We start from the raw sequence: 25,054 nt of genomic DNA, 5'->3' as shown, positions 1-25,054 counted from the left end.
GCCTGTTAAACCCTTCGGAGATGCTTGCTATGCAGAAGGGTGAGTTCTCAGAGTGCCCGATTGTTAAGTAGAAGGTGTATGCGCCGTAGTACCAGAGTGAGTAGACACCACATACTTTTTTGTCCCTTATTTAACATTTTCTTTTATAGAACTTGCTACTTTCGATATTTCCTCTTCTGTCATAATGGTCTTTATTTCTATTGAAACACTTCTTGAAAGAAGGGCTTCGCTTTCAGGGAAACTTCCTCCTCCTGCAATTTCTATATTGGCAGTAAAATGCCAATAGTTTAAGGTTGCAGGAGTAACATTGGATTCTATCATTTTACTTTTTAATTCTTCGGCTTTTTCTTTATCTGGTAACAAGATCGTCAAGAAGGTAGCTATATCTCCATCTTTATCGAGCAACTGCCTAAATTCCAGTCCATCTATATTTTGGAGTTCATTTTTTATTCTTCTTTTATTATCCCTCTGTTTAGAGATTATATAATTGAGTTTTTTAAGTTGCACCACGCCGAGAGCACCTTGCAATTCGTTCATTCTATAGTTAAAACCTTTTCGAGCTCTGGGTTCTACTCCTCTTGGAACATCAGACATATGTGTGTGTCCGTGGTCGTGGTACCAGTCTGCCTGTTTATACAGTTCCTCACTATTTGTTACAAGTATGCCTCCTTCGCCTGTTGTCATAACCTTGGCATAATCAAAACTGAAACAACCAAAATCTCCAAATGTTCCGAGTTTTTTACCTTCCAAAGAAGCGCCAGTGCTTTGACAAGTGTCTTCTACAACCTTTAAGTTGTTTTCTTTTGCTATATCAATAATCTCTTTTATATCTGCTGCTGCTCCCATCATATGAACTGGCATTATAGCAACAGTATCTTTTGTGATTCTTCTCTTTATATCTTGAGGTGAAATATTAAAAGTCTTGTCTATGTCACATAAAACAGGTTTAAGTCCTGCTTCTTCAATAGATTCTATTGTTGCAACAAAAGTAAAGCAAGGGGTAAGCACTTCTTTACCTTTGGGGAGATTTAATGCTTCAAGAGCTACTTTTAATGAAGAACTTCCTGAGTTTACTCCGAGTGCATGCCTTGCTCCTGCATACGAAGCAAAAGATTTTTCAAAATCGTCAACACAATAAATTCCTTCTCTCTCTTGCGGGTAGCCATACCTAAAAAACACACCTCTCTTTACAACACCAACAATTGCTTCCATCTCTTCTTTATCAAAAACTTCTCTTCCAGCCATTTTACTGTTCTCCTTTACCCCTTATAATTGTATAGGAGGGGTCCTTGATTTATTGTTTATTCCTTACGAGTGTTCTGGTTATACTATAATATGATAACTTTTGGTTTACATCATAAGGAGGTTTTTTAAAGGGTAGTTTTATTCTTTTTCCCTATTTCTAATTTATCATTTTACAGAGTTTTTAGCAAACTTTTTAATTTATTTAATTTAAATTTTTGATAAATTGTGATAAGATATAGTACAAATGATAATTTCTGTTATAGTTAAAACAAATACAAAAAGAACTAAGATAGAAGAGAAAGAAGGTGTTCTTTATGTATGGCTTGATGTGCCGCCAGTAGAAGGGCGGGCTAACAAAAGGCTTATTGAACTCCTTTCTAAATACTACAAAAAACCCAAGTCGCTTATAACCATAAAGAAGGGTCTAAAAAGTAAAAAAAAGATTGTTATTATTGAGGAAAGTTGATGGGGAATAACGAAGAAAGAAAGCTTGTTAAAAAGGCGAAAGAGGGCGACATAAAAGCTTTTGAAGAACTTATAAGATTAACCAGCAGTCGGATATACAATCTTGGGTTGAAATTGCTGAAGAATAAAGAGGATGCAGCAGATTTAATGCAGGAAACGTATATAAGGGCTTACGAGAAACTCGATTCGTTTAGGGGAGATGCAGCTTTTTCAACGTGGATTTATAGGATAGCCACAAACTTAGCTTTAATGAAGATGCGTAAAGATAAGACTAAAAAAGTTACATTAGACCAACCGGAAGAAACTTCAATGCCTTCTATGGTAACAGAGATGCCAGACTGGACCCATAATCCTGCTAATTATTTTAAAAACAATGAGATGAAAGACCTTTTAAATAAAGCGATAGATTCTTTACCAGATAAGTATAAATCTGTTTTTGTTCTACGCGATATAGAAGGTTTTCCTATCTCGGAGGTTGCTGAAATGCTTTCTATTTCCCAACCTACTGTCAAAACAAGGTCACATAGAAGCCGATTATATCTAAGAGAAAAACTCGTTGAATACTTTAGTAGTAGGAACAGACAGGTTTTAGCGGGGCAGTAATGAAACTGAAATCACTATGAAATGTAAAAATTTTTGCAAATTAATATCAGAGTATATAGATGGTGAACTTGATGCAAAACAGAAGGATTTAGCAGAGAAGCATCTTTTGGAATGTCCAAACTGTATGTCATTGTTAGAAACAATGAAAAAAACTATATACTATTCAAAAAAAATATACAAAGTAGAAGAAGTTCCTGGTGAAATAATCAAGAATATCTATGTTGAAATTCAAGTGATATACGAAAAAAAATATAAGAAATGAAACCTATTACTCATCTTGGTCATCTAAATAATAAAGACAAGAGAATGTCACAAAAGAGTCTTTGTTCGAAAAATTTAAAACTTAAAGATGGAAAGTAAAAAACTTAGTTAATGGAGGTGAGTAATATGGATAGACTTACAAGATGGAATCCTTTTAAGGAATTGGTTGATGTAAGAGATGATTTTGATAGGATTGTAGAAAAATTTTTCAAACCAGAAGTAGATTTTTGGGAAGGAAAAACTAAGGCACCTCTGGTAGATGTTTATGAAGAGAAAGATGCCATAGTTGTAAAAGCCGAGATACCTGGTGTGAAAAAGGAAGAACTTGAGGTTTCCGTAACAGATGATACTATTACTCTTTCTGGCAAGAAAAAAGATGAGAAAGAGGTAAAGAAAGAGAATTTTTATAGAAAAGAGATTAGAGAAGGTTCTTTCTTCAGAACTATTCCTCTACCTTGCCGAGTGGATAGAGAAAAAGTGAAAGCATCATATAAAGAAGGAATCCTTGAGATTACTCTTCCTAAAGCTGCAGAAGAAATAGAGAAAGAACTTAAGATAGATATTCAGTAAGGTAAAGTTTTTTCACTAATGTTACAAGACAAAGGGGGATAAAAATCCCCCTTTGTTCTATTGAAGGAAGGTTGCAAATTGGATAAAAAAATAATTATTATTGGTGCTGGTCCTGCTGGTTTGACTGCGGGGATGTACTCTGCAAGAGCAAGGATAAAAACTGTTATTATTGAAAAGTTTTTTCCAGGTGGAAATATGCTTATTACAGAGACAATAGAAAACTATCCAGGTTTTGATGTTCCTGTCTCAGGGCAAGAACTATCAGAAAAAATGAAAAAACAATATCTGGATTGGGACGGAGAGTTGGTTGATGGTGAAGTTGAGGAGGTTTCTTTTGATAAAGAAGACAAAAGAGTGGTTCTTTCCGATGGGAAAGAGTTGTCAGCTGGTGCTCTAATAATAGCGAGCGGTTCGGTAAGACAAAAACTTGGAGTAGAAGGAGAAGATGAGTTTCAGGGGAAAGGTGTCTCTTATTGCGCAATATGTGACGGCGCTTTTTTTAAAGGTAAAACGATAGCAGTGATAGGGGGAGGTAATTCTGCCCTTGAGGAAGCAATATATCTAACAAGATATGTTGATAAGTGTTACCTTATACATAGGAGAAACGAATTTCGGGCTTCAAAACATTTTAATGAAGAACTCCTTAAGTTTCCATCGATTGAACCTATTATGTCGGCTGTTGTGGACAAGATAGAAGGCGATGATACTGTTAAAAATATAGTTCTAAAAAGGTTGGATAAAAAGACAAAAGAAGATTTAAAATTGGATGGAATATTTGTTTCTGTTGGGCAGAAACCTAATGTTGATTTTTTAAAAGGTCGGCTTGAACAGAACCCGAGTGGATATCTAATAACTAACTATAGAATGGAAACCTCAAAAGAAGGTGTTTTTGCTTGTGGAGATGTTATAAGAAAATCTCTCTACCAGGTTGTAACTGCTTGTGGTGACGGTGCAATAGCGGCATCTTCAGCAGAAAAATATCTTGATACTAAAAAATAATGGAAAAAATTTTATGAAGACTAAAGTAATCGTAGATTCATCTGTACCAGTACACTATACAAGAGTTGAGAAATCAATATTTAGAGCTCTTGTCCATTTTGGTGTGAATATTGATGTTGTAGACCTTTCTTGGTCAAGGATTGCTCCAAATGAACTTGAAGATACACATCTGCTTATACTTGCTCAAGAAGGGATAGGTAAATCTCTTAGTAAAGAAGAGACAGATGTTATTCTTAAATCTGTATCACAAGGTATGGGAATTATTGTTTTGGATGGATATCTCAATTGGTATCCTGCCTCTTTTCTTAAAGAATTGAAAATTTTGGCAGAAAAAGATACAAAAATTGAAACTTTGAAACTAACCCCTGAAAATAAAATTACAGATCTTTGTGAACACACAATTGAAGTCAAGCAACCTCTGCTTGGGTTTAAAATATCACGTCCTGAAGATTGGTCGGTTCTTTTATCCGACCAGGAAAATAACCCTTCAGTTATTTATAAAAGATACGGTAAAGGTAAGGTAATATTTTTTCTTGTTTCTGCTTCTCTATGGCAAAACCAGTATCTTGGATTTGGCGAGGGGTTGGACGGAGTGTTCCGAAAAAGTATTGCCTGGGCATCTAAAAAACCTTACATAATGAAGTCTATGCCGCCTTTTATAACTGCAAAATTTGATGATGTTTCTTTTAGTGGTAGCAGGGTGATGAAATATAAAGAAACTCTCGAAAACGTTGGATGGTTGGATATTATGAATAGGTACGGGTTTATACCTAATGTGGCTCTATTTCTTAATGATATACAACAGGTGGATTCAAGACGTTTTAGAGAAAAAGAGCAGAATGGGTTGGCTGAGTTTTCTCCTCACGCTTTTGTTGATTTTAGGTATATGGAAAACCAAGAAGAATGCCCTATATATCTTAAGCATAATGGGCAAGAGTTTACTTTTCAGGAACTTAAAAACAATTTTGATAGAGTAGATGCAAAATTTGGAGAATGGGGAATAAACCTTGCAAAGACATTAAACGTTCATTATCAAGAGATAGGTCTAAATTCATTATCTTTTATTAAAGAGAGAGGACAAAAGTATACAATGACCCCTATAAGATTGGGTAAGGTATGGTCTGACCCCGAAGCCCACAAATGGGAAAGCCCTCCTTATGGAAAACCAGGTTTTTCTTTTGGTCCGATGCCTGAAGACGACTATTTTTTTAATGTACTTTCTGTCCCACCAAGGAAAGATGTTAATGTGCCTACTTCCGATTTTCTCTATAGGTGCACAGGGTTACATAAAGAGAACGCTTTCAATGATGTTGAAAAAGCTATAAAGAGAGCTGTGTTTCAAATAAAAAGAGGTCTTGAGACAGGTTTTTTTGGTTGTTTTATGACTCACGAACAGAGGGTTGCGCAGTTGGCTTTAGAAGAATGGGAAACAATTATTAAGGGTATATACGATAATATAAAAAATATTCCTCATATTATGAAAAGTTATGATACAGTTGCTTGTTATGCCGAAAATAGAAGTTTATATGAGGTTGAACAATCTTTTTATAATAAAAATAGTAGAGAATTAACGCTTCGGCTTAAAGGAAGGACTGAAATGTCTCAATATCTGAATGTTTTTACTGAAGAGGGCGAGCAAGATAGAGAGAGTTTTCTTAAAATACCTGAATTTGAACAATTGACAGAAGTCAGTTTTAACATATAGATTTTTTATCTATTGACACTTATAAAATAATAAGGTATAACTTTACTGTCCCTGGCGACCACAGCGGAAGGGCAACACCCGTTCCCATCCCGAACACGGCCGTTAAGCCTTCCAGCGCCAATGGTACTATCCGCGCAAGCTGGTGGGAGAGTAGGTGTTGCCAGGGACATTTTTTTATTACACCCCTTGCTTATTATGGAAACTAAAAAACTATTAAAAAACCTTTCATCGTTTAATTTAAAACTTAGAAAAGAAAGTTTGTTAGAGATTTCTAAGTTGATAAAGAACGGTAAAATTAAAAAATTTGAAAAACTTACCCCTTGGCTTAACCTACATCTTCATACATTCCACTCTTTTAACTATGAAAATTGGTCCCCTGCAAGGGTTATATTTGAATGTTGGCGAAGGGGGCTGAAGTATGCGGGAACAGTTGATTTTGATACCCTTGCTGGTTTAGAAGAGACTTTAAGTACAGGTGAAATTTTGGGTATATTGGCAACTGGCGGTTTTGAGTCGAGAGTGTTGGTAGAAGAATGGAAAGATGTTGTTATAAACTCTCCAAATGAGCCGGGTATATATTATCTTTGTGGTAAAGGGTTTAAGCGTACATTAGATGCAGATACTGAGGAAGGCAGGTTTTTTCTTAACCTTAAAAAGGTAGCTCAAGCAAGAAATAGGGAAGTGGTAGATAAACTTAATAGTTTTTTAGGTAAAGTAACGGTTAATTATGATATAGATGTTCTACCCCTCACTCCTTCAGGTAATCCAACGGAAAGACATATTATAGAATCTTATAAGAGGAAGTCTGAGCAACTTATCCCTAATAAATCAGATACCTTCTGGTCTGAGGTGCTTTCGGTTCCAGTCGATTCTTTAAGAGAAAAAGAACCAGCAGAATTTTTGGAAACAATGAGAAAGGTTTTGATTAAATCTGGAGGACCTGGATATATCCCACCAGAAAGAGAGAGTTTTCCAAAGTTTGATGATGTGGTAAAAATAATAAAGAAAGCGGGTGGTATACCGGTTGGAACTTGGCTTGACGGTACAAATAAAGGTGAAGAAGACCCAAATATATTTGTCTCTTTTTTGAAAGATAAAGGAATAGAGGCTATGGCAATAATTCCAGAAAGAAATTATAATTTTCCTGAAGGAGAAGAAAAAGAGAAGAAGGTATTGAATTTTAACAGATTTATGCAGGCTTGCATGGATGTAAAAATGCCAGTAGTATGTGGAACTGAATTAAATAAGTATGGGCAACCTTTTGTAGACGATTTTAGTAAACCAGAAATATCTATATACCTAAATTATTTTCTTGATAGTGCTTCTCTTTTCTTCTGACCAACACTCCTGTTAACATAATTTACATATTTGATTTTCTGATGTTCATTTGTATAAGTATTTTATTGGTGCAAAAAAGGATAATGAAAGTATTAGGTGTTATACTAAAAAATCTTTTTCGTATAACACGGTAAAATGAGTTTTTTAATTGTCTTTGATGAAAAGTTTAAAATGTGGTATTATTTAATATTAAAATACAAATTAGTGGAGGTAGAACGATGAACAAAACTGATGTTGCAAAAAAGAAAGATATTACAAAGAAATGGTATGTTGTAGACGCAACTGATAAAGTTCTTGGACGGCTTGCAAGTGATACTGCTATGGTGTTGATGGGTAAAAACAAACCTATTTGGACACCGAACGTTGATACAGGTGATTTTGTAATAATAATAAACGCAGATAAGATACGTGTAACAGGGCGGAAACTTACAGATAAGATATATTATAAACATACCGGTTACATTGGCGGATTGAAGGAAGAGACCCTTCTTTCTATGAAAAATAGAAAACCTGAGTTTGTTATTACTCACGCTGTAAAAGGGATGTTGCCAAAAACTAAACTCGGAAGACAGATGTTAAAAAAATTGAATGTATATAAAGGCGATAAACACCCTCACCAGGCACAGAGTCCTGAACCGTTGGAGTTGGGGGTCTGATATTTTAAAACACTTTAGGCTTACACATAAATGTCCAAAACTATAAGAATAATTGATGTAACAAATAGAGATGGGGTGCAGACGGCTCATCTGGGGCTTTCTAAGTTTCAAAAAACTATGATAAATTATTATTTAAACCAGATGGGTATTTTCCAGAGTGAAGCGGGTTTCCCAGTAACAGAGCACGAAACAAACTATCTTAACGCTAATGTGGAACTTGCGAAAGATAAAGTTCTAAACCCAATACTTATCTCAGGGTGGATGAGGGCAATTCCTGAAGATGTGGAAGAAGCCTTTAAAAACATACCTTCACTTGAACATATAAATCTTTCTATCTCAACGTCTGAACAGATGATAGTAGGTAAGTTTCAAGGGAAAATGAAGTTTAATGATGTTGTAAAATCTATGAGGAAAGCTATACGGCTTGCTAAGTCAAATGGAATTAAAACAGTTGGAATAAACGCTGAAGACGCTTCAAGAACAGAACAGAAACGGCTGGTAGAGTTTGCCGAAATAGCAAGAGATGAAGGGGCTGACCGAATAAGATATTGTGATACTCTTGGGTGTGATTCTCCTTTTTCAATATATGAAAAAATATATGATTTAGCAAAAAATGTACAACTACCTGTAGAGTTACATTGTCACGACGATTTAGGAATGGCTGTTGCTTGTTCAATTTCAGGCGCTAAAGCAGCCCTGGATGCAGGGGTAGATGCTTATATAAACACTACCATAAATGGGATGGGAGAAAGAGCAGGAAATGCCGACCTTGTTTCTGTGCTTCTTGCTTTAAAATATGCGAGTAAGATTTCTAATAACTATATTTTAGACGAAAATACTAAAATGAAAATGGCATGGAAAATTTCCCATTATGCTTCCTATGCTTTTGGTGTTCCTATACCTATTAACAAGGTTGGTATTGGGAAAAATGCTTTTGCGCATTCGTCTGGAATACATGTTGACGGAGCATTAAAAGATAGAAAGAACTATGAGTTATATGATTTTGAAGAACTTGGCAGAGGCGAACCTGAGATTATTGAAACAGGTAGGATGATATTAATGGGCGAGTATAGCGGGATTAAAGGTCTACGTAATGTTTATGGTAAACTTGAGGTTAAATTTAAAGACGACAAAGAAGCTCGTGAGGTGCTTAATCTTGCCAGGTATGCCAATGTTGTTAACCAGAGACCATTAACTGACGATGAGTTAGTATTTATATCAAAAAATACAGAAGCTGTCAGAAAAATTTTAACTTTACAACCTTGAATGATTTAAAGAAAATGAATATATTGAACCTCTCTATAAGCAAGATTAGAGAATTGGTTAAAAAAAGAGAAATTTCTTGTACTGAACTTGTGACTTCTCTTTTAAAGTCTGTTGATGAAAAAGATAAAGATATAAAGAGTTATCTTTATATAAACGAAAAATCTCTTGAAGAAGCAAAAGTTGTAGATGAAAATATAAATAAAAGCAATGAGGTAAGAGCTCTTGAAGGTGTGCCTATTGCTATAAAAGATAATATTTGCACTAAAGGGATACCTACTACCTGTGCATCCAAATCTTTGGAAAATTTTATTCCTTCCTATGATGCTACTGTTATAAAAAAACTGAAAGATAACGGTGCTATTATTTTTGGTAAAACCAATATGGACGAATTTGCGTTTGGTTCTTCAACCGAAAACTCTGCTTTTTTTATAACTAAAAACCCTAATGATACATTGAGAGTTCCGGGTGGGTCATCGGGAGGCTCTGCAGCAGCTGTTAAAGCAGATTTATGTTTTGCTTCACTTGGTTCTGATACAGGTGGTTCTATTAGGCAACCGTCTTCTTTTTGTGGTGTGGTTGGATTAAAACCCACTTATGGCCTTGTTTCAAGATATGGGTTGATAGCGCTTGCTTCTTCTCTTGACCAGATAGGTCCTTTAACAAAGGATGTTAAAGATTCTGCTATTATGATGAATGTTCTTTCAGGTCAAGATACAAAAGACGCCACCTCCTTAGGTTTTACTCCACCGGACTATACTCTTTTTATGAAAAAAGATATGAAAGGTGTTAAGGTGGGAGTTCCTAAAGAATATTTTGGTGATGAGGTTGCATCTGAAGTGAAAGTAGAGGTCGAAAGAGCAATCAATGCTGCAAATATTCTTGGAGCTGATATAAAAGAAATATCTCTTCCACATACACAACACGGTATATCTACCTATTTTATAATATGTACCGCTGAAGCAAGTTCCAACCTTGCAAAGTTTGATGGTGTTGGATATGGGCTTAGAGCAAAGAATTACCAGAATCTTCTTGAGATGTATATGAACTCAAGAGGCGAGGGGTTTGGTGTTGAGGTGAAACGAAGAATTATGATGGGAACCTATATTCTTTCATCTGGTAACTATGAAACTTTCTATATGAAAGCACAGAAAGTTCGTTCCCTTATCAGGAAAGATTTTGATGAAGCGTTTAACAAAGTTGATATTATTTTTACTCCTACTGTTCCTGAGGTTCCTTTTAAAATAGGTGAAAAGAAATTTGACCCGTTGAATATGTACCTTTCTGATATGTTTACTGCCAACGTGAATCTTGCCGGTCTTCCTGCAATAAGTTTGCCAGTAGGTAGTGTTGGTTCATTACCTGTTGGACTACAGATTATTGCACCTCGTTTGAGAGAAGATAGACTTTTTGAGAACGCCTCTGCTATAGAGAATTTTTTTAGACAGCCAGTTTAAATTTTCTTCTTATTAATTAAAAACTCAGAAGGAAACCTTATAAAAATGAAAAAAAGATACCAAGAATCTATTGTTTTAGCAAAAGAAGCTGGAGGATTATTAAAAAAATCAGCAAAGTTTCCCACTATATTTCAAGAATTTCCTTATGATATTAAACTTGTCCAAGACCAAGATAGCGAAAAACTTATACTTAACGGAATAGAAAAATATTTTCCTTGTGATGGTTATATTTCTGAAGAAAAAGGAAATAAGGAGAGTTCTTCAGGATATTTGTGGATAATAGACCCGCTTGATGGAACTTTTAATTATTATAGGGGGATACCTCAATGCTGTGTTTCTATAGCTTGTTTAAATGGAGATAAAGGGTTTGGGGTAGTATATGATTTTTTTAGAGATGAAATTTTTCAAGCGTTTACAGGAGAAGGTGCATTTTTAAATGGTGAAAAGATAGAGGTAAGTAAAGTTCAAACTTTAAAGGAATCTGTACTCACTGTTGGTTTGATGAAGACCCAAAAAGAAATCAAGACAGGAACAGATATTTTCTCTTCTTTGGTGATGGATGTAAAGAAAGTAAGAATTATGGGTGCTGCAGCTCTTGATTTGTGTTATGTAGCTTCAGGTAGGACAGATATTTTTGTTGAAGCTGGTTTAAAAGAATGGGATGTTGCAGCAGGTAAAATAATTGTAGAAGAGGCAGGAGGAGAATATCAAAAGGTTCCTTTTGATGGTACGGTTCTACATTTTGCAGGAAATAACCTTATTCAATTTGAAGAGTTAAATAAAAAAGTATAAGGTGTCTACTCACTCCCTTTTTTGTCCTCTTTTAGGTTCAACAGGCTCAGAGTAGGGGAATAAAAGGCGTCGATTAGCAAGCGAAAAACAAACAACAAAAGCAAAATACTGAAATAAACAGGAGGAGAAGAAAATGATTAGTTACAATGCTTTCAAAGAGATGGAAATACGGATTGGAAAAGTTCTGGAGGTTGAAGATATTGAAGGGGCAGACAAGTTGTATCTTGTTACTGTTGATATAGGTATAGAGGTAAGAAAATTGGTTGCTGGTATAAAACCCTGGTATACCAAAGAAGAACTTGTTGGTAAAACAGTCGTGGTGCTGGTTAATCTTGAACCAAAAGTTATAAGAGGTATTGAAAGTAAAGGTATGCTTTTGGCTACCTTGTCTGATGACAAACTTTCTATGCTTACAACAGATAGAGAAACATCACCCGGTAGTATAATTTCATAAACCAGTTAAGTTTCAATAGTCTTAGGTGTTCTTTTGAGGAAGAAAGAGATTTCTTTTTGAGATAAGGGTCTATATTCACCAGGTTTTAATCCACCTAATAGGATATTTCCTATTCTAACTCTCTCAAGTGAAATGATTGTGTAATTTAGTCTTTCAAACATCCTTCGAACCTCTCTTTTTTTGCCTTCTTTCATAACAATAGAAATAAGGCTTCTTTTCTGTAAAGGTAGGTTCTTTATCATTTTTCCGGAGTGGGCTTTTAACCTTTCCCCTTCATCAAGGATACCCTTTTTTAAGATATATATTTTTTTAGGGTCAAATACTGGTGTTACAGTAACTTCATACTCTTTTTCAACCTCAAATGCTGGATGTGTCATAGATTGAGCAAAATCCCCGTCAGTTGTTAAAATAATGAGCCCAGTAGAGTTTTTATCCAATCGACCTGCTGGAAAAACTTTTCCCATTTCAGGTGGTATTAAATCTGTAACCTTTAGAGTGGCAAATCTATCTTTTAAAGTGGATGTATACCCTTCTGGTTTGTTTAGTGCAAGATAGACTTTTTTTTGTAGTGAAATCCTTTTGTCAAAGACCTTAATAATGTCAGAATCTTCATCAACTTCTATGTATGGTTGGAAGACTCTTTTTCCATTTATAGATACAGCACCATTTTTTATTAGCGTATCTGCTTTCCGCCTAGAGGCAACACCGCATCTGGAAAGATAAACATTCAATTTAACCATATTATATTTATTCCTTTTCAATAAAAACTCTTGGGACTCTTGTTGAAATTGCTCCTGTAAACTCGTTAACTCCTATACCAAGTTTTTGAGCAATTTCGTAAACTGTAATCTCTTCATTACCCTGTTTTCCTATAATTTGAACCTCTTCCCCTGCTTGTATCTCTTCTTTATCAGTTTTTACTATTAGGGTGTCCATACCTATACCAACAATAGGAAACCGTTTACCTCTGATTAAAACTTCACTCTTACGCGAAAGGGCTTTAAAATAACCGTCTCCGTAGCCCATGGCTATTATTAATATATTGGTCGGTTCTTTCAGTTCGTAACCCAGCCCATAAAAACTAAATCTGCCAGCAGGTACTATTTTTGAAAAAGCTACAGCGCTTTTCATTGAAAAGGCTGGTCTTAAATTTAACTCAGCAGCATTTCTGCCTGTACCGTGAAAAAAAAGACCGGCCCTTACCATATCAAGATAACTCTTAGAGTAATCAATATAAAGAGAACCGCTACTTGCAATATGCCTCAATTTAAATGTGTAACCTTCTTTCTCAAGAGAATCAAGTAGTTTTAAAAAGATATCTAATTTTTCCTCGGACGTTCCGCCATAAGAAAATATTCCTTCAAGAATAACACCTTTTAATTTAGAAACCTCTTTAACAAAAGGCAGGGTATCTTTTGGTAGTAACCCATAACGTATCTGACCTGTATCGATTTTTAAGTGTGCAATGGCTGTTTTGTTGAGTTTTTGAGAGGCTAAAGATAGTTGTTCTGCAACCTTCATATTACATAGGTTTATAGTCAAGTCGTACTTAACTGCTTCTTCTGCCTCTTCTGCTTGTATACCACTAAGGACAAGTATAGGGATTTTAATACCTGCTTTTCTAAGTTCAATTCCCTCTTCAAGTAGAGCTATGCCAATATAATCCACCCCTTCTTTTTCAAGAAAACGGCTTACCCCAACCATACCGTGTCCATAAGCGTTCCCTTTCATTACAGCCATTATTTTTGATTTTCCAACCTTTTTTCTGATTTCGTTAAGGTTGTGTCTTGTATTATTAAGATTGATTTCGACTCTTGTGACCCTTATTCCGTCTTTCATTGTTTCTCTTCTCCGTAATTTTCTTATAAAATTTGGTTTTAAAAAGTAATTTAACAGTATCAGTATACAAAACTTCACATCTTTAATCAAGTTAAATTTTGTTTGACAGAGGTGTTAAAAGGTGTATAATTCATTTATACGCAATGTTTACTTATAACTTACAGGAGACGATTAAAATGGTAAAAAACAAGTTATTGGTAGGAACATCTGAAGTTGACATTACACCCCCGGTTGGGACACCTCTGGCTGGAAGTCTCAAACCGAGAATATCTATAGGCATTGAGGACCCTCTTTACGTAAAATCAATAGTTTTGGAGTCTAATGGAGAAAGGTTGGTATATGTTGTTTTTGACCTTGTGAAACTTTCTCGAGAATTTGGAGATGCTTTTGTTTCAATCGCTTCAGAGAAGACAGGTATTCCTGCAAGCCATATAATCTGGACAACATCACATACTCATACAGGACCATATACTATACCCACCTCAACTAAAAATGACAATGTAAATATGGATTGGTTAACTTCTTTATGCGGAAAGGCAGTTGAATCTGTAGTTGTTGCTGATTCATCAAAGAAACCTGCAAGGTTTAGCCGTCAGAGAAGTTTTCATTACGGGTTAGGACATAATCGTAGAGTATCTTTTAAGGACGGTAAAGTAATAAATACCTGGAACTTACAGCAGGCACCTGAAGAAGAACAATCCCTTGGTTCTTCTGGTTTTACTGACCCCGAGATAGGTATACTTGCTTTTGATGATGAAGAAGGAAACCTAATGTCTGTGATGTTCCATTTTACTCTACATACCAACACAAATTTTGGACCAAGATTTAGTGGAGATTATCCTGCTGTTGTTGCTTCAAGGATTAATGAAAGGTTTGGTAAACAGGTAGTAACTCTGTTTCTCCCTGGAACATTTGCAGATATAAACTCAAATGATTTAAAGCATAGAGCGGTTGGTGATAAACTTGCAGAAAAAATAATTCCAGCGCTTGAAAAACGTAACCCTAAAAATATTCCTTTAAAACTTTCAGCAATAAAAAAAGAGGTGGTTGTGCCAAGAAGAGATTTTGGAAGTGCCCAAGAGAAAAGGATATCTGATTCTGGATGGTCAGAAGAATCACAACAATATTTTTTCAACGAACTGGAACATATAAGAAAAGAAGGAAAAAAAGAAGATGTAACTATTTTGCAGGCTTGGCGAATTGGCGATATAGGGTTTACATCTCTTCCTGGGGAGACTTTTGTTGAATCAGGGTTAAAAATAAAAAAAGAGAGCCCCTTTGGTTGGACATATCCTGTTGAATTAGGTGCAGATACTCTCGGGTATTTGGTTACTAAAAAAGCGTGGCTGGAAGGCGGGTATGAACCGTTGGTTACTCGAGGTAACAAAGCCTCTGCAGAAGGTGTTGAGATGATGGTTGATAAAGTCATTGAGATGTTGAATGAACTTTCAAAAGAAAAGTAATTTTAAGGAGATAAGGATGAGTAAAGATAAGAAGAAAGTGGGGTTTCCAATAATGGAAGAGATGACTGTTAAAACAGTAAGAGAATATCTAACAAAAAACAATTCTATAATATTACCTATTGGGATTATAGAGCAACACGGTTACCACTTACCTCTTATCACAGACGCTTTAATGGCGCGTGAAGTAGGACGGTTAGTTGCTGAAAAAATGAATATTCTGATGGCGCCAGTCTTCTACACCTCTTTTTCTGGTGGTTCTTTACCCGGAACAATAAATATCTCACCTTCTGTTACTGCTCTTGTGATTTCTGATATACTGATTTCTCTTGCTTCGCAAGGGTTTAAGAAAATATATATTTTTTTAGGACACGGAGGCGGGGAGAACCTAAAAGTTATAGATATTTCAGTAAAACTGTTATTGAAAAGCAATCCTATATTTTCTGATGTTATGGTGTCAATGTTTCCTGTATGGAGTTTTGACGAATCTGGGAAAGGATGGAAACAAGCTGTTAAGGACCAAGATTGGCATGCAGGTTGGCTTGAAACTTCTATGATGCTTGCTGTTGCTCCTCACCTTGTACGGATGGAAGAGATGGAACGGGACACAGATGCTGTTAGAAAAATGCAACTTAAAGGTTGGTATGCAGAGAAAATTGTAGATGAAGACGTTGTAATTCCACGGACAATATCTCATCCAAAAGTTAAGGTAGGTGTTATAGGTAACCCTAAAAAAGCTTCTGAAAAACTGGGTAAAGAGGTTGTAAATGAAGCTGTTAGGTTAATAATAGATAAAATAAAAAAACTTGAAAAAAAATATGACGGGAAATATAAGAAAGTAGAATTGAAGCAGACGTAGTTGTTCTTTTTTTATTATAATTATGTCAATAGTTTTTGGTTGTGTCAAAAAAGAATGCTCATAAAGATAAAGGCGGAGACTTCCTTTGTATGTCATTCTGGACTTGATCCGGAATCTCGTTTTTACGCTGTATCTATTACCAGCGTGGATTAAGTTAGAGATCCTGAAACAAGTTCAGGATTACAAATTGGAAGGGAAAAAGTATGTGGTAATCACGAAGGTCGGACCTTCGTCTTGTTGCCGTCTTTAAGAGTGTATTGGAAAGTAAACAATTGTGTATAAGATAAACTGCTCGCAACTATAGTTTAAAGCATAGATAAATTTGGCAGAACGTAGTTTTTTAAAGGATTTTAAAATGGAAAGAATAGTTTTTGGTCCTGTTCCTTCAAGAAGGTTAGGACAGAGTTTAGGAGTCAACAATATACCATATAAAGTATGTAGTTATTCCTGTTTATATTGCCAGATAGGAAGGACAGACAATGTTACCTCAGAAAGGAGAGCCTTCTATCCTGTTGAAAAGATAGTTGGAGAGGTTGGTAGTATTATTAAAATATTACAAGAGAAAAAAGAAAAAATCGATTATATAACCTTTGTGCCCGACGGTGAACCTACTCTTGATATAAATATTGGGAAAGAGATAGAAGAGTTGAAAAAATTTGGAATAAAAATTGCGGTTATAACAAATGCTTCTCTTCTTTGGGATAAAGATGTTCGTGCAGATTTAAATAAAGCCGACCTTGTTTCTATTAAGGTTGATGCTTTTGAGGCAAATGTTTGGGGTAAGATAAATAGGCCTGCAGAAAACCTTGATTACAAAAAAGTATTAGAAGGGATTGAGATATTTAGAAGAGAATATAAAGGCAAGTTGTTAACAGAAACATTGCTTGTAAAAGATATTAACGATTCTGAGGAAGAATTAAGAAAGGTAGCTAATTTTATAAAAGGGTTAAACCCTTCGGTTGCCTATATAGGTATTCCTACAAGACCACCTGCTGAAGATTGGGTCTCACCTCCTTGTATTGAAATCATCAACAAGGCGTACCTAATTTTTACTGAGTTTCAACTGAATACTGAACTAATCTTAGGAATAGGTGATGTAGAGTTTGGGTATACGGGTGATGTGGAGAAAGATATTTTAAATATTATATCTGTTCATCCAATGAGCAGTAAACAGGTGGAAGAACTTTTAAAGAAAGCTGGGAAGACGTGGGATGTTATAAAAAACCTTGTAACAGAAAAAAAAGCAAGAGAAATAGAGTATAGAGGTGAAAGGTACTATTTAAGAAATTTTACACACTAACTCCAGCAACATATCCAGTAGTAAACGCTGCTTGAAGGTTGTATCCTCCGGTTTTGCCATCTATATCTATAACTTCGCCTGCAAAGTATAGTTTAGGAACAATTTTGGATTCCATTGTTTTAGGATTTATCTCTTTAGTTTTTACCCCGCCTCTTGTTACCATACTATCATTAAAAGAACGAGTATCTTTTACTACAAAACTGAACCTTTGAAGACAGTCCAATATTCTTTTACGCTCTTCTTTTGTTATTGAAGAAGCAAGTTTTTCTTCATCAAGTTTAGCATACCTCAAAAAAGGTGAAATTAATGCAAGCGGTAAGAGGTTTTTAAAAAGGTTTTTAAGCTGTTTTTTTGAGTTGGTTTCAAGTTCTCTTATTAGACGGTTATCGAGAGTTTTATCATCAAGACCTGGTTTTAGGTTTATTACTATATTTAAAAGACCTTTATCCTTATTTTCTGATATTATCCTGCTAAGGTTTAAGGCAGCTGGACCACTTATTCCATAATGAGTAAATATTATTTCTCCAAATTCTTCGCCAATTTTTTTACCTTCAAGTTCTGCCTGTATCACTATATTTTTAAGAGTTGTTCCTTGCCATTTTTTTACGTACCACTCTTCAGTGATAATTCCACATAAAGCAGGAAGAGGGTCAATAATTGTATGCCCAAGATCTTTAGCCCATATATATCCGTCTCCTTCTGAGCCAGTATCTGGAAAACTTGCTCCACCACAACATATTACTAATTTTTCGCAAGCAAAAGAGTTTTTTGATGTTGTTAGTTCAAAGATTTTTCTTCTGTAACTTATATTTGTGACGCTACTTCTAAGGTGCAAATGTATCTTCTTTTCAGCAATAAGAACTTTAAAAAGATTGGCTATATCTTCTGCTTTTTCGCTGGCAGGATATACTCTTTTTCCCCGTTCAACTTTTATTTTTAGCCCATTAGATTCAAAAAAATCTATAAGGTCAGAATTGAAAAACCGAGCAAAACCATTCCTTAAAAAATTACCGTTCCTATATTTAGGAAAAAACTCGTCAAGAGTACTTAGATTGGTTATGTTCCCCCGTTTATTGCCAGTTAAAAGGAGTTTTTTACAGATATCATTATTTTTTTCAAGAAGAAGTACTCTCTTATTGTTTTCGCTTGCTTTTATTGCAGCCATACACCCTGCAGGACCTGCACCAACTACTATAACATCAAAATATTCTTTTTTTTCTTCCATTAATTTTAATTCCTTTTCACTACACTTGAGTAAGACGACTATAGGATAAACACTCGCAAAGACGGAATGGGGGGTGCCTTCTATTCGCCCATTTTGTCGTCCGAACGCAAAATTTGTAATCCTGAACTTGTTTCAGGATCTCTAACTTAATCCACGCTGGTAATAGATACAGCGTAAAAACGAGATTCCGGATCAAGTCCGGAATGACATATAGGGGTAACCTCATCCTTTATCGTTCAGTCTTTCGTTTTTGGTTAAGTTGCTAACAGCCCTTCCACCTACGCTACAATGCAAGCTTCGGCGGACAAGCCTCATCCCATTAACCTCTCTGCAAACTCTTGGGGACTTACTACCCCAAACATCCTCAAGGGTAGAGGGCAAAAAAGGGGAGTGAGTAGACACCCCATACGCTTTTCTTTTATGCTCTTATCTGCCGTTTTGTGGCATTGCGAGGAATGCCTTCTAATGACGTGGCAACCCTCGTATTTATCCTTATTATTTTTTTGTCTATTCACGAATTGCGAGGTGCTACTACAACTCAAGCAAGAATCGGGCTGTTAACAAAAGGTTCAAGCCTTTTGTTCCCCTACTCTGAGCCTGTTGAACCCTTCGGAGACGCCCTTTGTGCAGAAGGGTAAGTTCTCAGAGTGCCCGATTGTTGTGTAGAAGGTGTATGCGCCGTAGCACCAGAGTGAGTAGACACCCCATACTTTTTTGTCCCTTTTTTAGTGTTTAAAATGTCTGGTCCCTGTCAAAACCATTGATATACCAAGTTTATTACAGGCAGAGATGACCTCTTTATCTTTTATAGAACCGCCCGGTTGGATAACGGATGTCACTCCAGCTTCTTTGGCTACTTGGATGCTGTCGGGGAAAGGAAAGAAAGCGTCTGAAGCCATTACAAGAGGTTCAATTGGTTCTTTGAAATTATCTTTCATCTTCATTACTGCAATTCTGGCTGAATCGTATCTTGACATCTGTCCTGCACCAATACCTATTGTGCGCTTTTTACTGCCGAGAACAATAGCGTTAGATTTAACAAATTTACATACTATCCACGCAAAATTTAATGCTTCTAACTCTTGTTTTGTGGGTTCTTTTTCTGTGACTATTTCAAATTTTTCGTATATTTTTTCATCAGGGGTCTGAATAAGAAAACCATCGTTAAGTGTTCTGAAATCATATTTTAAAGGAAACATATTAGGGCTCTCTATAATTCTTAAATTACCTTTCTCTTTAAAAATTTCGAGAGCATCCTCATCGTAACCAGGAGCAATAACCACCTCATAAAACCTTTTGATTATCTCTAAAGATATTTGTTTGTCTACCTTGCCGTTAAAACCTAATATGCCACCAAAAGCACTTAAGTCGTCTGTTTGTAGGGCTTTAGTATAAGCGTCTAATAGGGATTCTCCAGTAGCCGCACCGCAAGGATTAGAGTGTTTTATTATAGCACAACTATTTAAAGGTAATTGGTTGACAAGAGTATATGTGGCTTCCATATCAAGCAGATTGTTAAAAGATAGTTCTTTACCTTGAAACTGTTTACGAGGAAACATTGCCTGACCTTCAAATCTATACCAGGCTGCTTTCTGGTGCGGGTTTTCACCGTACCTAAGGTTCTCTACTTTTAGAAGCCGTAAATCTAAACTATCTGGGAGTGTTTCTTGACCTGTCTGTTTATCGAAAAAAGAAGATATAATAAAATCATATCTGGCTGTATGCCTAAAGACTTCTCTTGCGCATTCAAAAGAGAATGTTTCGCTTACATGACCATTGTTTTTATCCATCTCTTCTTTAAACTGTTCATACTGTTCTGGATTAGATAATACACATACATTCTTAAAATTTTTTGAAGCAGCCCTTATCATAGTTGGTCCACCTATATCTATATTTTCTATAATTTCTGCGTCAGTTCCACCCTTTTTGAGAGTCTCTTCAAATGGGTACAGGTTGCAGATGACAAGGTCTATAGGTAGAAGATTGTTTTCTGACATCTGTTTTTCGTGTTCAGTGTTGTCCCTTATGCTAAGGATACCTCCGTAAATTTTGGGGTGTAATGTTTTTACTCGCCCATCAAGTATTTCTGGAAACCCTGTAAAATCAGAAATATCTTGAACTTCTACCCCGTTACTTTCTAAATATTTAGAGGTACCTCCAGTAGAAAGTATTTCTACGTTATTTTTTTTTAAAAATTGAGCAATTTCTAAAATGTTTTTTTTATCCGAAACACTTAATATAGCTCTTCTTATCTTTATCATAACAGTTCTTCTCCTTTAATATTACCAGTATGTCTTTTTATATAAAAAATTAGTTGGTTTAGGGTAGTGCGGTGAAAAACTTAGTTCCTGATAAGCTTCTTTAGGTATTTCTTCTATAAATACAGATTTTCCGTTGAAAGAGTTATCGTGGTAGTTCTTCAAACAAAAAGATATATCTAACTATTCTTTTGCTCTTGTTGTTGCTACATAAAAAACTCTTCTTTCTTCTTCAAAATCTTCTGTAGCATATTTGTATGAGTACGGGAAATGGTTTTGGGATACCCCTATAATAAAGACGACTTTCCATTCAAGACCTTTTGCTTGGTGTATGGTGGATAAGATAACAGGCATATTTATAGAGGTGTTTTCTCCTTTGGAATGTTCCTGAAGAGAAGCCTCTGCAAGAAAATCAGAAAGGTTACCATAAGATTTTGATATTGATTTTAACATCTCAATATCTTCTTCCCTTTCTATAAATTCGTCATATTGTTTTTCAAGGTATTCAAAATATTTTTCTTTCATAATATAATCTATAGCAACAGATATTTCAGAAGTACCTAATTTATTTAAAAGTTTTAAGATATCAGTGACATTGTTTCTAATTTTTGGCGATAAGTTTTTGGAAGAAATTTTATCTGAAAAATCGTTTAAACTCTTTGAATTATCTATAATATCTAAAAGTGTTTCAGATGTTTTAGGTCCTACCCCTTGTGTTAAAGCGAAGATTCTTTTCCATGCAACTGTGTCTTTAAAATTTTCAACCAACCTAAGATATGCGATTACATCTTTGATGTGGGCTTGCTCAAAAAATCTTAAGCCACCTCTAATTATATAAGGTGTTTTTATTCTATTCATATCAATCTCTAATTTAGCTGCTTGGTATCTTGACCTAAACAGAACCCCAATTTCTGAAGGTGGAACACCCGATTTTATTAACTCTGCAATTTTATTAGATACAAACATTGCTTCATCTTCAGCTGCATAACATTGGACTATTAAAGGTTTAATACCGCTCTGTTTTGTGCTTTTAAGATGTTTCTCATACTGAAATTTATTTTTAGCAATTATCTTATTTGATAGATGTAAAATCTGAGGGGTGCTACGGTAATTGGTGTATAGATAGAAAGTTTTAGCGTTAGGGTATTTTTCAGGAAATTTTAATATATTTTCAATAGTAGCACCTCTAAAAGAGTAGATACTTTGGGCATCATCTCCTACAACAGTAATATTCTGGTTTATTTTGGTAAGTTGGTATAAAATTTTTGATTGAAGAGTGTTTGTGTCGTGGTATTCATCAACAAGTATATATCTAAACTTTTCTGAGATATCTCTACCTATATTTTCATCTTTCATTAAGGCATACCAGAAGAGTAAAATATCGTCAAAATCAAGAAGGTTGGCTTCTCTTTTTCTTTTCTTATATTCGGTAAAAATACTTTCCAACTGTGATGCTAAAGAAATATATTTAAACTCTCTGCTACCTATAATTTTTCTAAGATCAACACAAGTGTTAGTAGAGAAACTTAAAATACTTTTTATTTTTGCTGGTTTGGGTAATTTATCCTTATTTGGGTAACGGGAAACAATATCTTTTATAATAGAGATACTATCTGCCTCATCAATAATTATATAATTGGCAGGCATATTTAAATATTGAGAATAACGTCTTAAAAAAGAGTTCCCTACACGATGGAATGTGCCAGCACAAAGATTGTTAGGATAAAAATCTGTTAACTCTTCTATCCTATGTATCATTTCGTTAGCGGCTCTATTGGTAAAAGTAACAAGCATTATAGAAGCAGGGGGTATACCTTGTTCAATAAGGTAACAAACCCTATATACAAGTACCCTTGTTTTGCCAGAACCAGCCCCTGCTAATACAAGGCAAGGACCTTCCGCTTCTTTAACTATCTGTAGTTGCTCAGAGTTTAGTTCTTTTGAATAATCTAAAGTGGGGAAAAACCTGCTATTCATTTAATACTTCCTATGGTGAGATATAGTACAGACATTCTTACTGCTATACCGTTTGTAACTTGATTTAATATTAGGGAGTTTTTTGTTGAAGCTATTTCAGATTTAATTTCAACTCCACGGTTCATTGGACCTGGATGCATTATAAGCGCACCTTGTTTGATAAGTTTATATTTATCTTTGTCGATACCATAAAACATACTATACTCTTTTAAAGACGAAAGGTAGTTTTCTTTCTGTCTCTCTTTTTGAAGCCTTAAAATATAAACAACATCAGCATCTTTTAAAGCTTCTTCTATGTTATAGGTAACAGTAACTCCCATTTTATCTATGTCTGCTGGAATTATTGTTGGCGGACCACAAAGATAAATCTTTGCACCTAATTTGTTAAAACCCCATATATTAGACCTTGCAACCCTACTGTGAAAGATATCGCCTATAATGGCAACCTTTATACCTTCAATATTTCCTAAACTCTCTTTGACAGTAAAAAGGTCAAGTAATGCCTGAGTAGGATGTTCGTGGCACCCGTCTCCTGCGTTTATAACTGCTGAAGAGACGTTTCTGCTAATAATTTCAGGAGCACCTGAAATTGAATGCCTAACAACAAAACAATCCACTTTCATAGCTTCAATGTTTTGAGCGGTATCAACAATGGTCTCTCCTTTTGAAACGCTCGAAGTAGCAACTTCAAAACTTAAAATATCTGCTGAAAGCCGTTTTGCTGCCAACTCAAACGAAGTTTTTGTTCTTGTGCTCGGTTCAAAAAAAAGGTTGACTATTGTTTTGCCTCTTAAAGCGGGCACTTTTTTGATTGGTCTGCTACTTATTTCTTTAAACGATAGAGCAGTTTCAAGAATATTTTCTATATCTTTCCGTGAGAGGTATTCAAGTCCTATCAGGTCTTTTGCTTGCCATGCCATTTTTATTTAAAAGTAGAATTTCATCTTTATCATCAATCTCTTTTACCTTTACTTCCACCATCTCTTTTGATGTAGTTGTAATAAATTTACCTATAAAGTCTGCTTCTATGGGAAGCTCTCTATGACCTCTATCTATAAGCACAAAAAGTTTTACCATAGATGGTCTGCCAAGGTCAGTGATAGCGTCTAATGCGGCTCTTATAGTTCTACCAGTAAAGAGCACATCATCAATCAACAGAACGTTTTTTCTATCTATATCAAAAAAAATATCTGTCTGTGAAACTATTGGATGTGAACCTATCTTACTGAAATCATCTCTATATAAATTTATATCAAGGTACCCCACAGGAATTTCAGGATTACCTAATAAACATTTGAGCCTGTCTGCCAATATAGCGCCTCTTCTTTTAATACCAATTATAACAAAGTTTTTTCTACCCAATTTTTTTTGGATGGTAGTGGCAGAACTTCTCATAATAGATTCCATTTCTGTTTCATCCATTATTTTTTTTATCATAACAATATAATACCATATAAGTTAAATAAGTTAAATTATGGTTAGTTTTAAGAGAAAACTATAAACAAAAAAAGAACGATTACCTTTCTGTTATAAAAAGCAGCCTATTCCCGTTTTTTATTTAATTTACCAAGTAAGTTTGTGGGGCGTTTTGTTCTTTCTCTGTATCCACCAAGAAGTTAGATCAGTAGAGTGAACCCTTGTTGCGGTAATAAACCTGTCTTCTGTTACAGATTCAACATGACCGTCAATAAAGAGAAGGTTTATCAATCCGTTGTGGCGGAAATCCGCAGTGCCGCCACCAGATGCCATAGTTGCACTTCCAGGAGAAACGTTAAACCGTTGGTGTAGGTAATAGGTTGTGCCCGGCATACCAGACGCTAACCCTCCATTGGGAATGGTGATAGAGTCTCCAATAATCCAAAAATCTGCTTGGTATTCAACTGCGTCAGACTTGACCCATCCTCCTGCCCCGTTGAAAGCACGAAAAGCAGATAGACTGTTAGCCGCTGTCCTGAAACCGTAGTAAGAATCAGGTTTTGAAGTCGTATATTGGTATGGAAGAGTAGTCGGACAACAAATCACGGTGGGCGATAGGTAATTTCTCAAATCACCATATGTCCTGTATGTATTTGACAATGTGGGAACGCAAGAGTTTAACCTTAAAGGCACCCATCCCTTCCAATCCTCAGCATACAAAAGAAGCCCTATCCCTACCTGTTTAAGGTTATTTGTGCATGTTGCCGCTTTTGCACGCTCTCTTGCTTTACTGAGTGCAGGCAGAAGCATTGCTGCCAATATGGCTATAATGGCTATGACCACAAGGAGTTCTATCAACGTAAAACCTCTTTTTTTTCTCATTTTTTATCACCTCGCTTATTTAAAGAACTG

At 35.3% G+C, this 25,054-nt stretch carries 24 protein-coding genes, 1 rRNA gene and 1 pseudogene; 16 read left to right on the top strand and 10 right to left on the bottom strand.

What is annotated here, in order from left to right; translation table 11 throughout:
- Positions 1-126: 126 nt before the first annotated feature.
- Positions 127-1,245, bottom strand: a complete 1,119-nt coding sequence (locus M0P98_03105; protein MCK9265857.1) for a DegT/DnrJ/EryC1/StrS family aminotransferase — start codon at positions 1,243-1,245, stop codon at positions 127-129.
- A 244-nt stretch (positions 1,246-1,489) separates the two neighbouring features.
- Here M0P98_03105 and M0P98_03100 point away from each other — a divergent pair, with 244 nt between their 5' ends.
- The 13 genes from M0P98_03100 to M0P98_03040 all read left to right on the top strand — a co-directional run bounded on the left by M0P98_03100 (position 1,490) and on the right by M0P98_03040 (position 11,808).
- The gene (locus M0P98_03100; GenBank protein ID MCK9265856.1) at positions 1,490-1,711 is read left to right on the top strand and encodes a DUF167 domain-containing protein; all 222 of its coding nucleotides are present in this window, start codon (positions 1,490-1,492) and stop codon (positions 1,709-1,711) included.
- Positions 1,711-2,313: a sigma-70 family RNA polymerase sigma factor gene (locus M0P98_03095; protein MCK9265855.1), complete on the top strand. Its 603-nt coding sequence runs from the start codon at positions 1,711-1,713 to the stop codon at positions 2,311-2,313. Before M0P98_03100 ends, M0P98_03095 begins: the two co-directional genes overlap by 1 nt.
- 16 nt (positions 2,314-2,329) lie before the next feature.
- A complete protein-coding gene (locus tag M0P98_03090; protein ID MCK9265854.1) occupies positions 2,330-2,575 on the top strand; it encodes an anti-sigma factor in 246 nt (81 codons plus the stop codon).
- Between the two features lie 125 nt (positions 2,576-2,700).
- On the top strand, positions 2,701-3,144 hold the full coding sequence (locus M0P98_03085) for an Hsp20/alpha crystallin family protein (protein ID MCK9265853.1): 444 nt from the start codon (positions 2,701-2,703) through the stop codon (positions 3,142-3,144).
- Positions 3,145-3,222: 78 nt separating this feature from the next.
- Positions 3,223-4,143 (top strand): thioredoxin-disulfide reductase, encoded by a 921-nt coding sequence (gene trxB, locus M0P98_03080; protein ID MCK9265852.1) that lies wholly within the window; start codon positions 3,223-3,225, stop codon positions 4,141-4,143.
- A 13-nt stretch (positions 4,144-4,156) separates the two neighbouring features.
- Positions 4,157-5,848 (top strand): hypothetical protein, encoded by a 1,692-nt coding sequence (locus M0P98_03075; protein ID MCK9265851.1) that lies wholly within the window; start codon positions 4,157-4,159, stop codon positions 5,846-5,848.
- A gap of 50 nt (positions 5,849-5,898) precedes the next feature.
- A 5S ribosomal RNA gene (gene rrf, locus M0P98_03070) occupies positions 5,899-6,014 on the top strand.
- Between the two features lie 29 nt (positions 6,015-6,043).
- A complete protein-coding gene (locus M0P98_03065) occupies positions 6,044-7,186 on the top strand; it encodes a hypothetical protein (GenBank protein ID MCK9265850.1) in 1,143 nt (380 codons plus the stop codon).
- Between the two features lie 218 nt (positions 7,187-7,404).
- Positions 7,405-7,842, top strand: a complete 438-nt coding sequence (gene rplM, locus M0P98_03060) for a 50S ribosomal protein L13 (protein MCK9265849.1) — start codon at positions 7,405-7,407, stop codon at positions 7,840-7,842.
- Positions 7,843-7,872: 30 nt separating this feature from the next.
- Positions 7,873-9,108: a homocitrate synthase gene (locus tag M0P98_03055; protein ID MCK9265848.1), complete on the top strand. Its 1,236-nt coding sequence runs from the start codon at positions 7,873-7,875 to the stop codon at positions 9,106-9,108.
- Positions 9,109-9,122: 14 nt separating this feature from the next.
- Complete coding sequence (gene gatA / locus M0P98_03050) at positions 9,123-10,562, top strand: Asp-tRNA(Asn)/Glu-tRNA(Gln) amidotransferase subunit GatA (GenBank protein MCK9265847.1); 1,440 nt, start codon at positions 9,123-9,125, stop codon at positions 10,560-10,562.
- A gap of 45 nt (positions 10,563-10,607) precedes the next feature.
- Entirely contained in the window at positions 10,608-11,354 is a 747-nt protein-coding gene (locus M0P98_03045) for an inositol monophosphatase (protein MCK9265846.1), read from the top strand.
- Positions 11,355-11,487: 133 nt separating this feature from the next.
- Complete coding sequence (locus tag M0P98_03040; protein MCK9265845.1) at positions 11,488-11,808, top strand: hypothetical protein; 321 nt, start codon at positions 11,488-11,490, stop codon at positions 11,806-11,808.
- Positions 11,809-11,813: 5 nt separating this feature from the next.
- On the opposite strand, the gene M0P98_03035 is transcribed toward M0P98_03040, so the two are convergent.
- Together M0P98_03035 and alr are read right to left on the bottom strand one after the other, a co-directional pair.
- On the bottom strand, positions 11,814-12,569 hold the full coding sequence (locus M0P98_03035; protein ID MCK9265844.1) for an rRNA pseudouridine synthase: 756 nt from the start codon (positions 12,567-12,569) through the stop codon (positions 11,814-11,816).
- Complete coding sequence (alr, locus tag M0P98_03030) at positions 12,556-13,647, bottom strand: alanine racemase (GenBank protein ID MCK9265843.1); 1,092 nt, start codon at positions 13,645-13,647, stop codon at positions 12,556-12,558. Before alr ends, M0P98_03035 begins: the two co-directional genes overlap by 14 nt.
- A gap of 176 nt (positions 13,648-13,823) precedes the next feature.
- On the opposite strand from alr, the gene M0P98_03025 reads away from it, so the two are divergent.
- The 3 genes from M0P98_03025 to M0P98_03015 all read left to right on the top strand — a co-directional run bounded on the left by M0P98_03025 (position 13,824) and on the right by M0P98_03015 (position 17,266).
- Positions 13,824-15,110, top strand: coding sequence for a hypothetical protein (locus tag M0P98_03025; GenBank protein ID MCK9265842.1), 1,287 nt, complete (start codon positions 13,824-13,826; stop codon positions 15,108-15,110).
- A 16-nt stretch (positions 15,111-15,126) separates the two neighbouring features.
- Positions 15,127-15,966, top strand: coding sequence for a creatininase family protein (locus M0P98_03020; protein MCK9265841.1), 840 nt, complete (start codon positions 15,127-15,129; stop codon positions 15,964-15,966).
- Between the two features lie 355 nt (positions 15,967-16,321).
- Entirely contained in the window at positions 16,322-17,266 is a 945-nt protein-coding gene (locus M0P98_03015) for a radical SAM protein (GenBank protein MCK9265840.1), read from the top strand.
- On the opposite strand, the gene M0P98_03010 is transcribed toward M0P98_03015, so the two are convergent.
- From M0P98_03010 to M0P98_02980, 7 genes and pseudogenes are all read right to left on the bottom strand, one after another.
- Positions 17,256-18,431 carry an NAD(P)/FAD-dependent oxidoreductase gene (locus M0P98_03010; GenBank protein ID MCK9265839.1) on the bottom strand — a complete coding sequence of 392 codons (1,176 nt, stop codon included), beginning with the start codon at positions 18,429-18,431 and terminating at the stop codon, positions 17,256-17,258. The two genes, M0P98_03015 and M0P98_03010, sit on opposite strands and share 11 nt — an antisense overlap.
- A gap of 785 nt (positions 18,432-19,216) precedes the next feature.
- The gene (gene purH, locus M0P98_03005) at positions 19,217-20,752 is read right to left on the bottom strand and encodes a bifunctional phosphoribosylaminoimidazolecarboxamide formyltransferase/IMP cyclohydrolase (protein ID MCK9265838.1); all 1,536 of its coding nucleotides are present in this window, start codon (positions 20,750-20,752) and stop codon (positions 19,217-19,219) included.
- Positions 20,753-20,932: 180 nt separating this feature from the next.
- Entirely contained in the window at positions 20,933-22,726 is a 1,794-nt protein-coding gene (locus M0P98_03000; protein ID MCK9265837.1) for an ATP-dependent helicase, read from the bottom strand.
- Positions 22,723-23,646 carry an aspartate carbamoyltransferase catalytic subunit gene (locus M0P98_02995; GenBank protein MCK9265836.1) on the bottom strand — a complete coding sequence of 308 codons (924 nt, stop codon included), beginning with the start codon at positions 23,644-23,646 and terminating at the stop codon, positions 22,723-22,725. The genes M0P98_03000 and M0P98_02995 overlap by 4 nt, the downstream gene beginning before the upstream one ends.
- Positions 23,612-24,163, bottom strand: coding sequence for a bifunctional pyr operon transcriptional regulator/uracil phosphoribosyltransferase PyrR (gene pyrR, locus M0P98_02990; protein ID MCK9265835.1), 552 nt, complete (start codon positions 24,161-24,163; stop codon positions 23,612-23,614). Before pyrR ends, M0P98_02995 begins: the two co-directional genes overlap by 35 nt.
- Before the next feature lie 126 nt (positions 24,164-24,289).
- Positions 24,290-24,952 (bottom strand): DUF1559 domain-containing protein, encoded by a 663-nt coding sequence (locus tag M0P98_02985; GenBank protein ID MCK9265834.1) that lies wholly within the window; start codon positions 24,950-24,952, stop codon positions 24,290-24,292.
- Positions 24,938-25,024: pseudogene (locus M0P98_02980) on the bottom strand (prepilin-type N-terminal cleavage/methylation domain-containing protein). The gene M0P98_02985 and the pseudogene M0P98_02980 overlap by 15 nt, the downstream one beginning before the upstream one ends.
- Between the last annotated feature and the right edge of the window lie 30 nt (positions 25,025-25,054).

The organism is bacterium (assembly GCA_023230585.1).
Lineage (GTDB): Bacteria > Ratteibacteria > UBA8468 > B48-G9 > JAFGKM01 > JALNXB01.
Note: the sequence above shows the minus strand (reverse complement) of the source record. Positions and strands in the feature narration are given on the sequence as shown.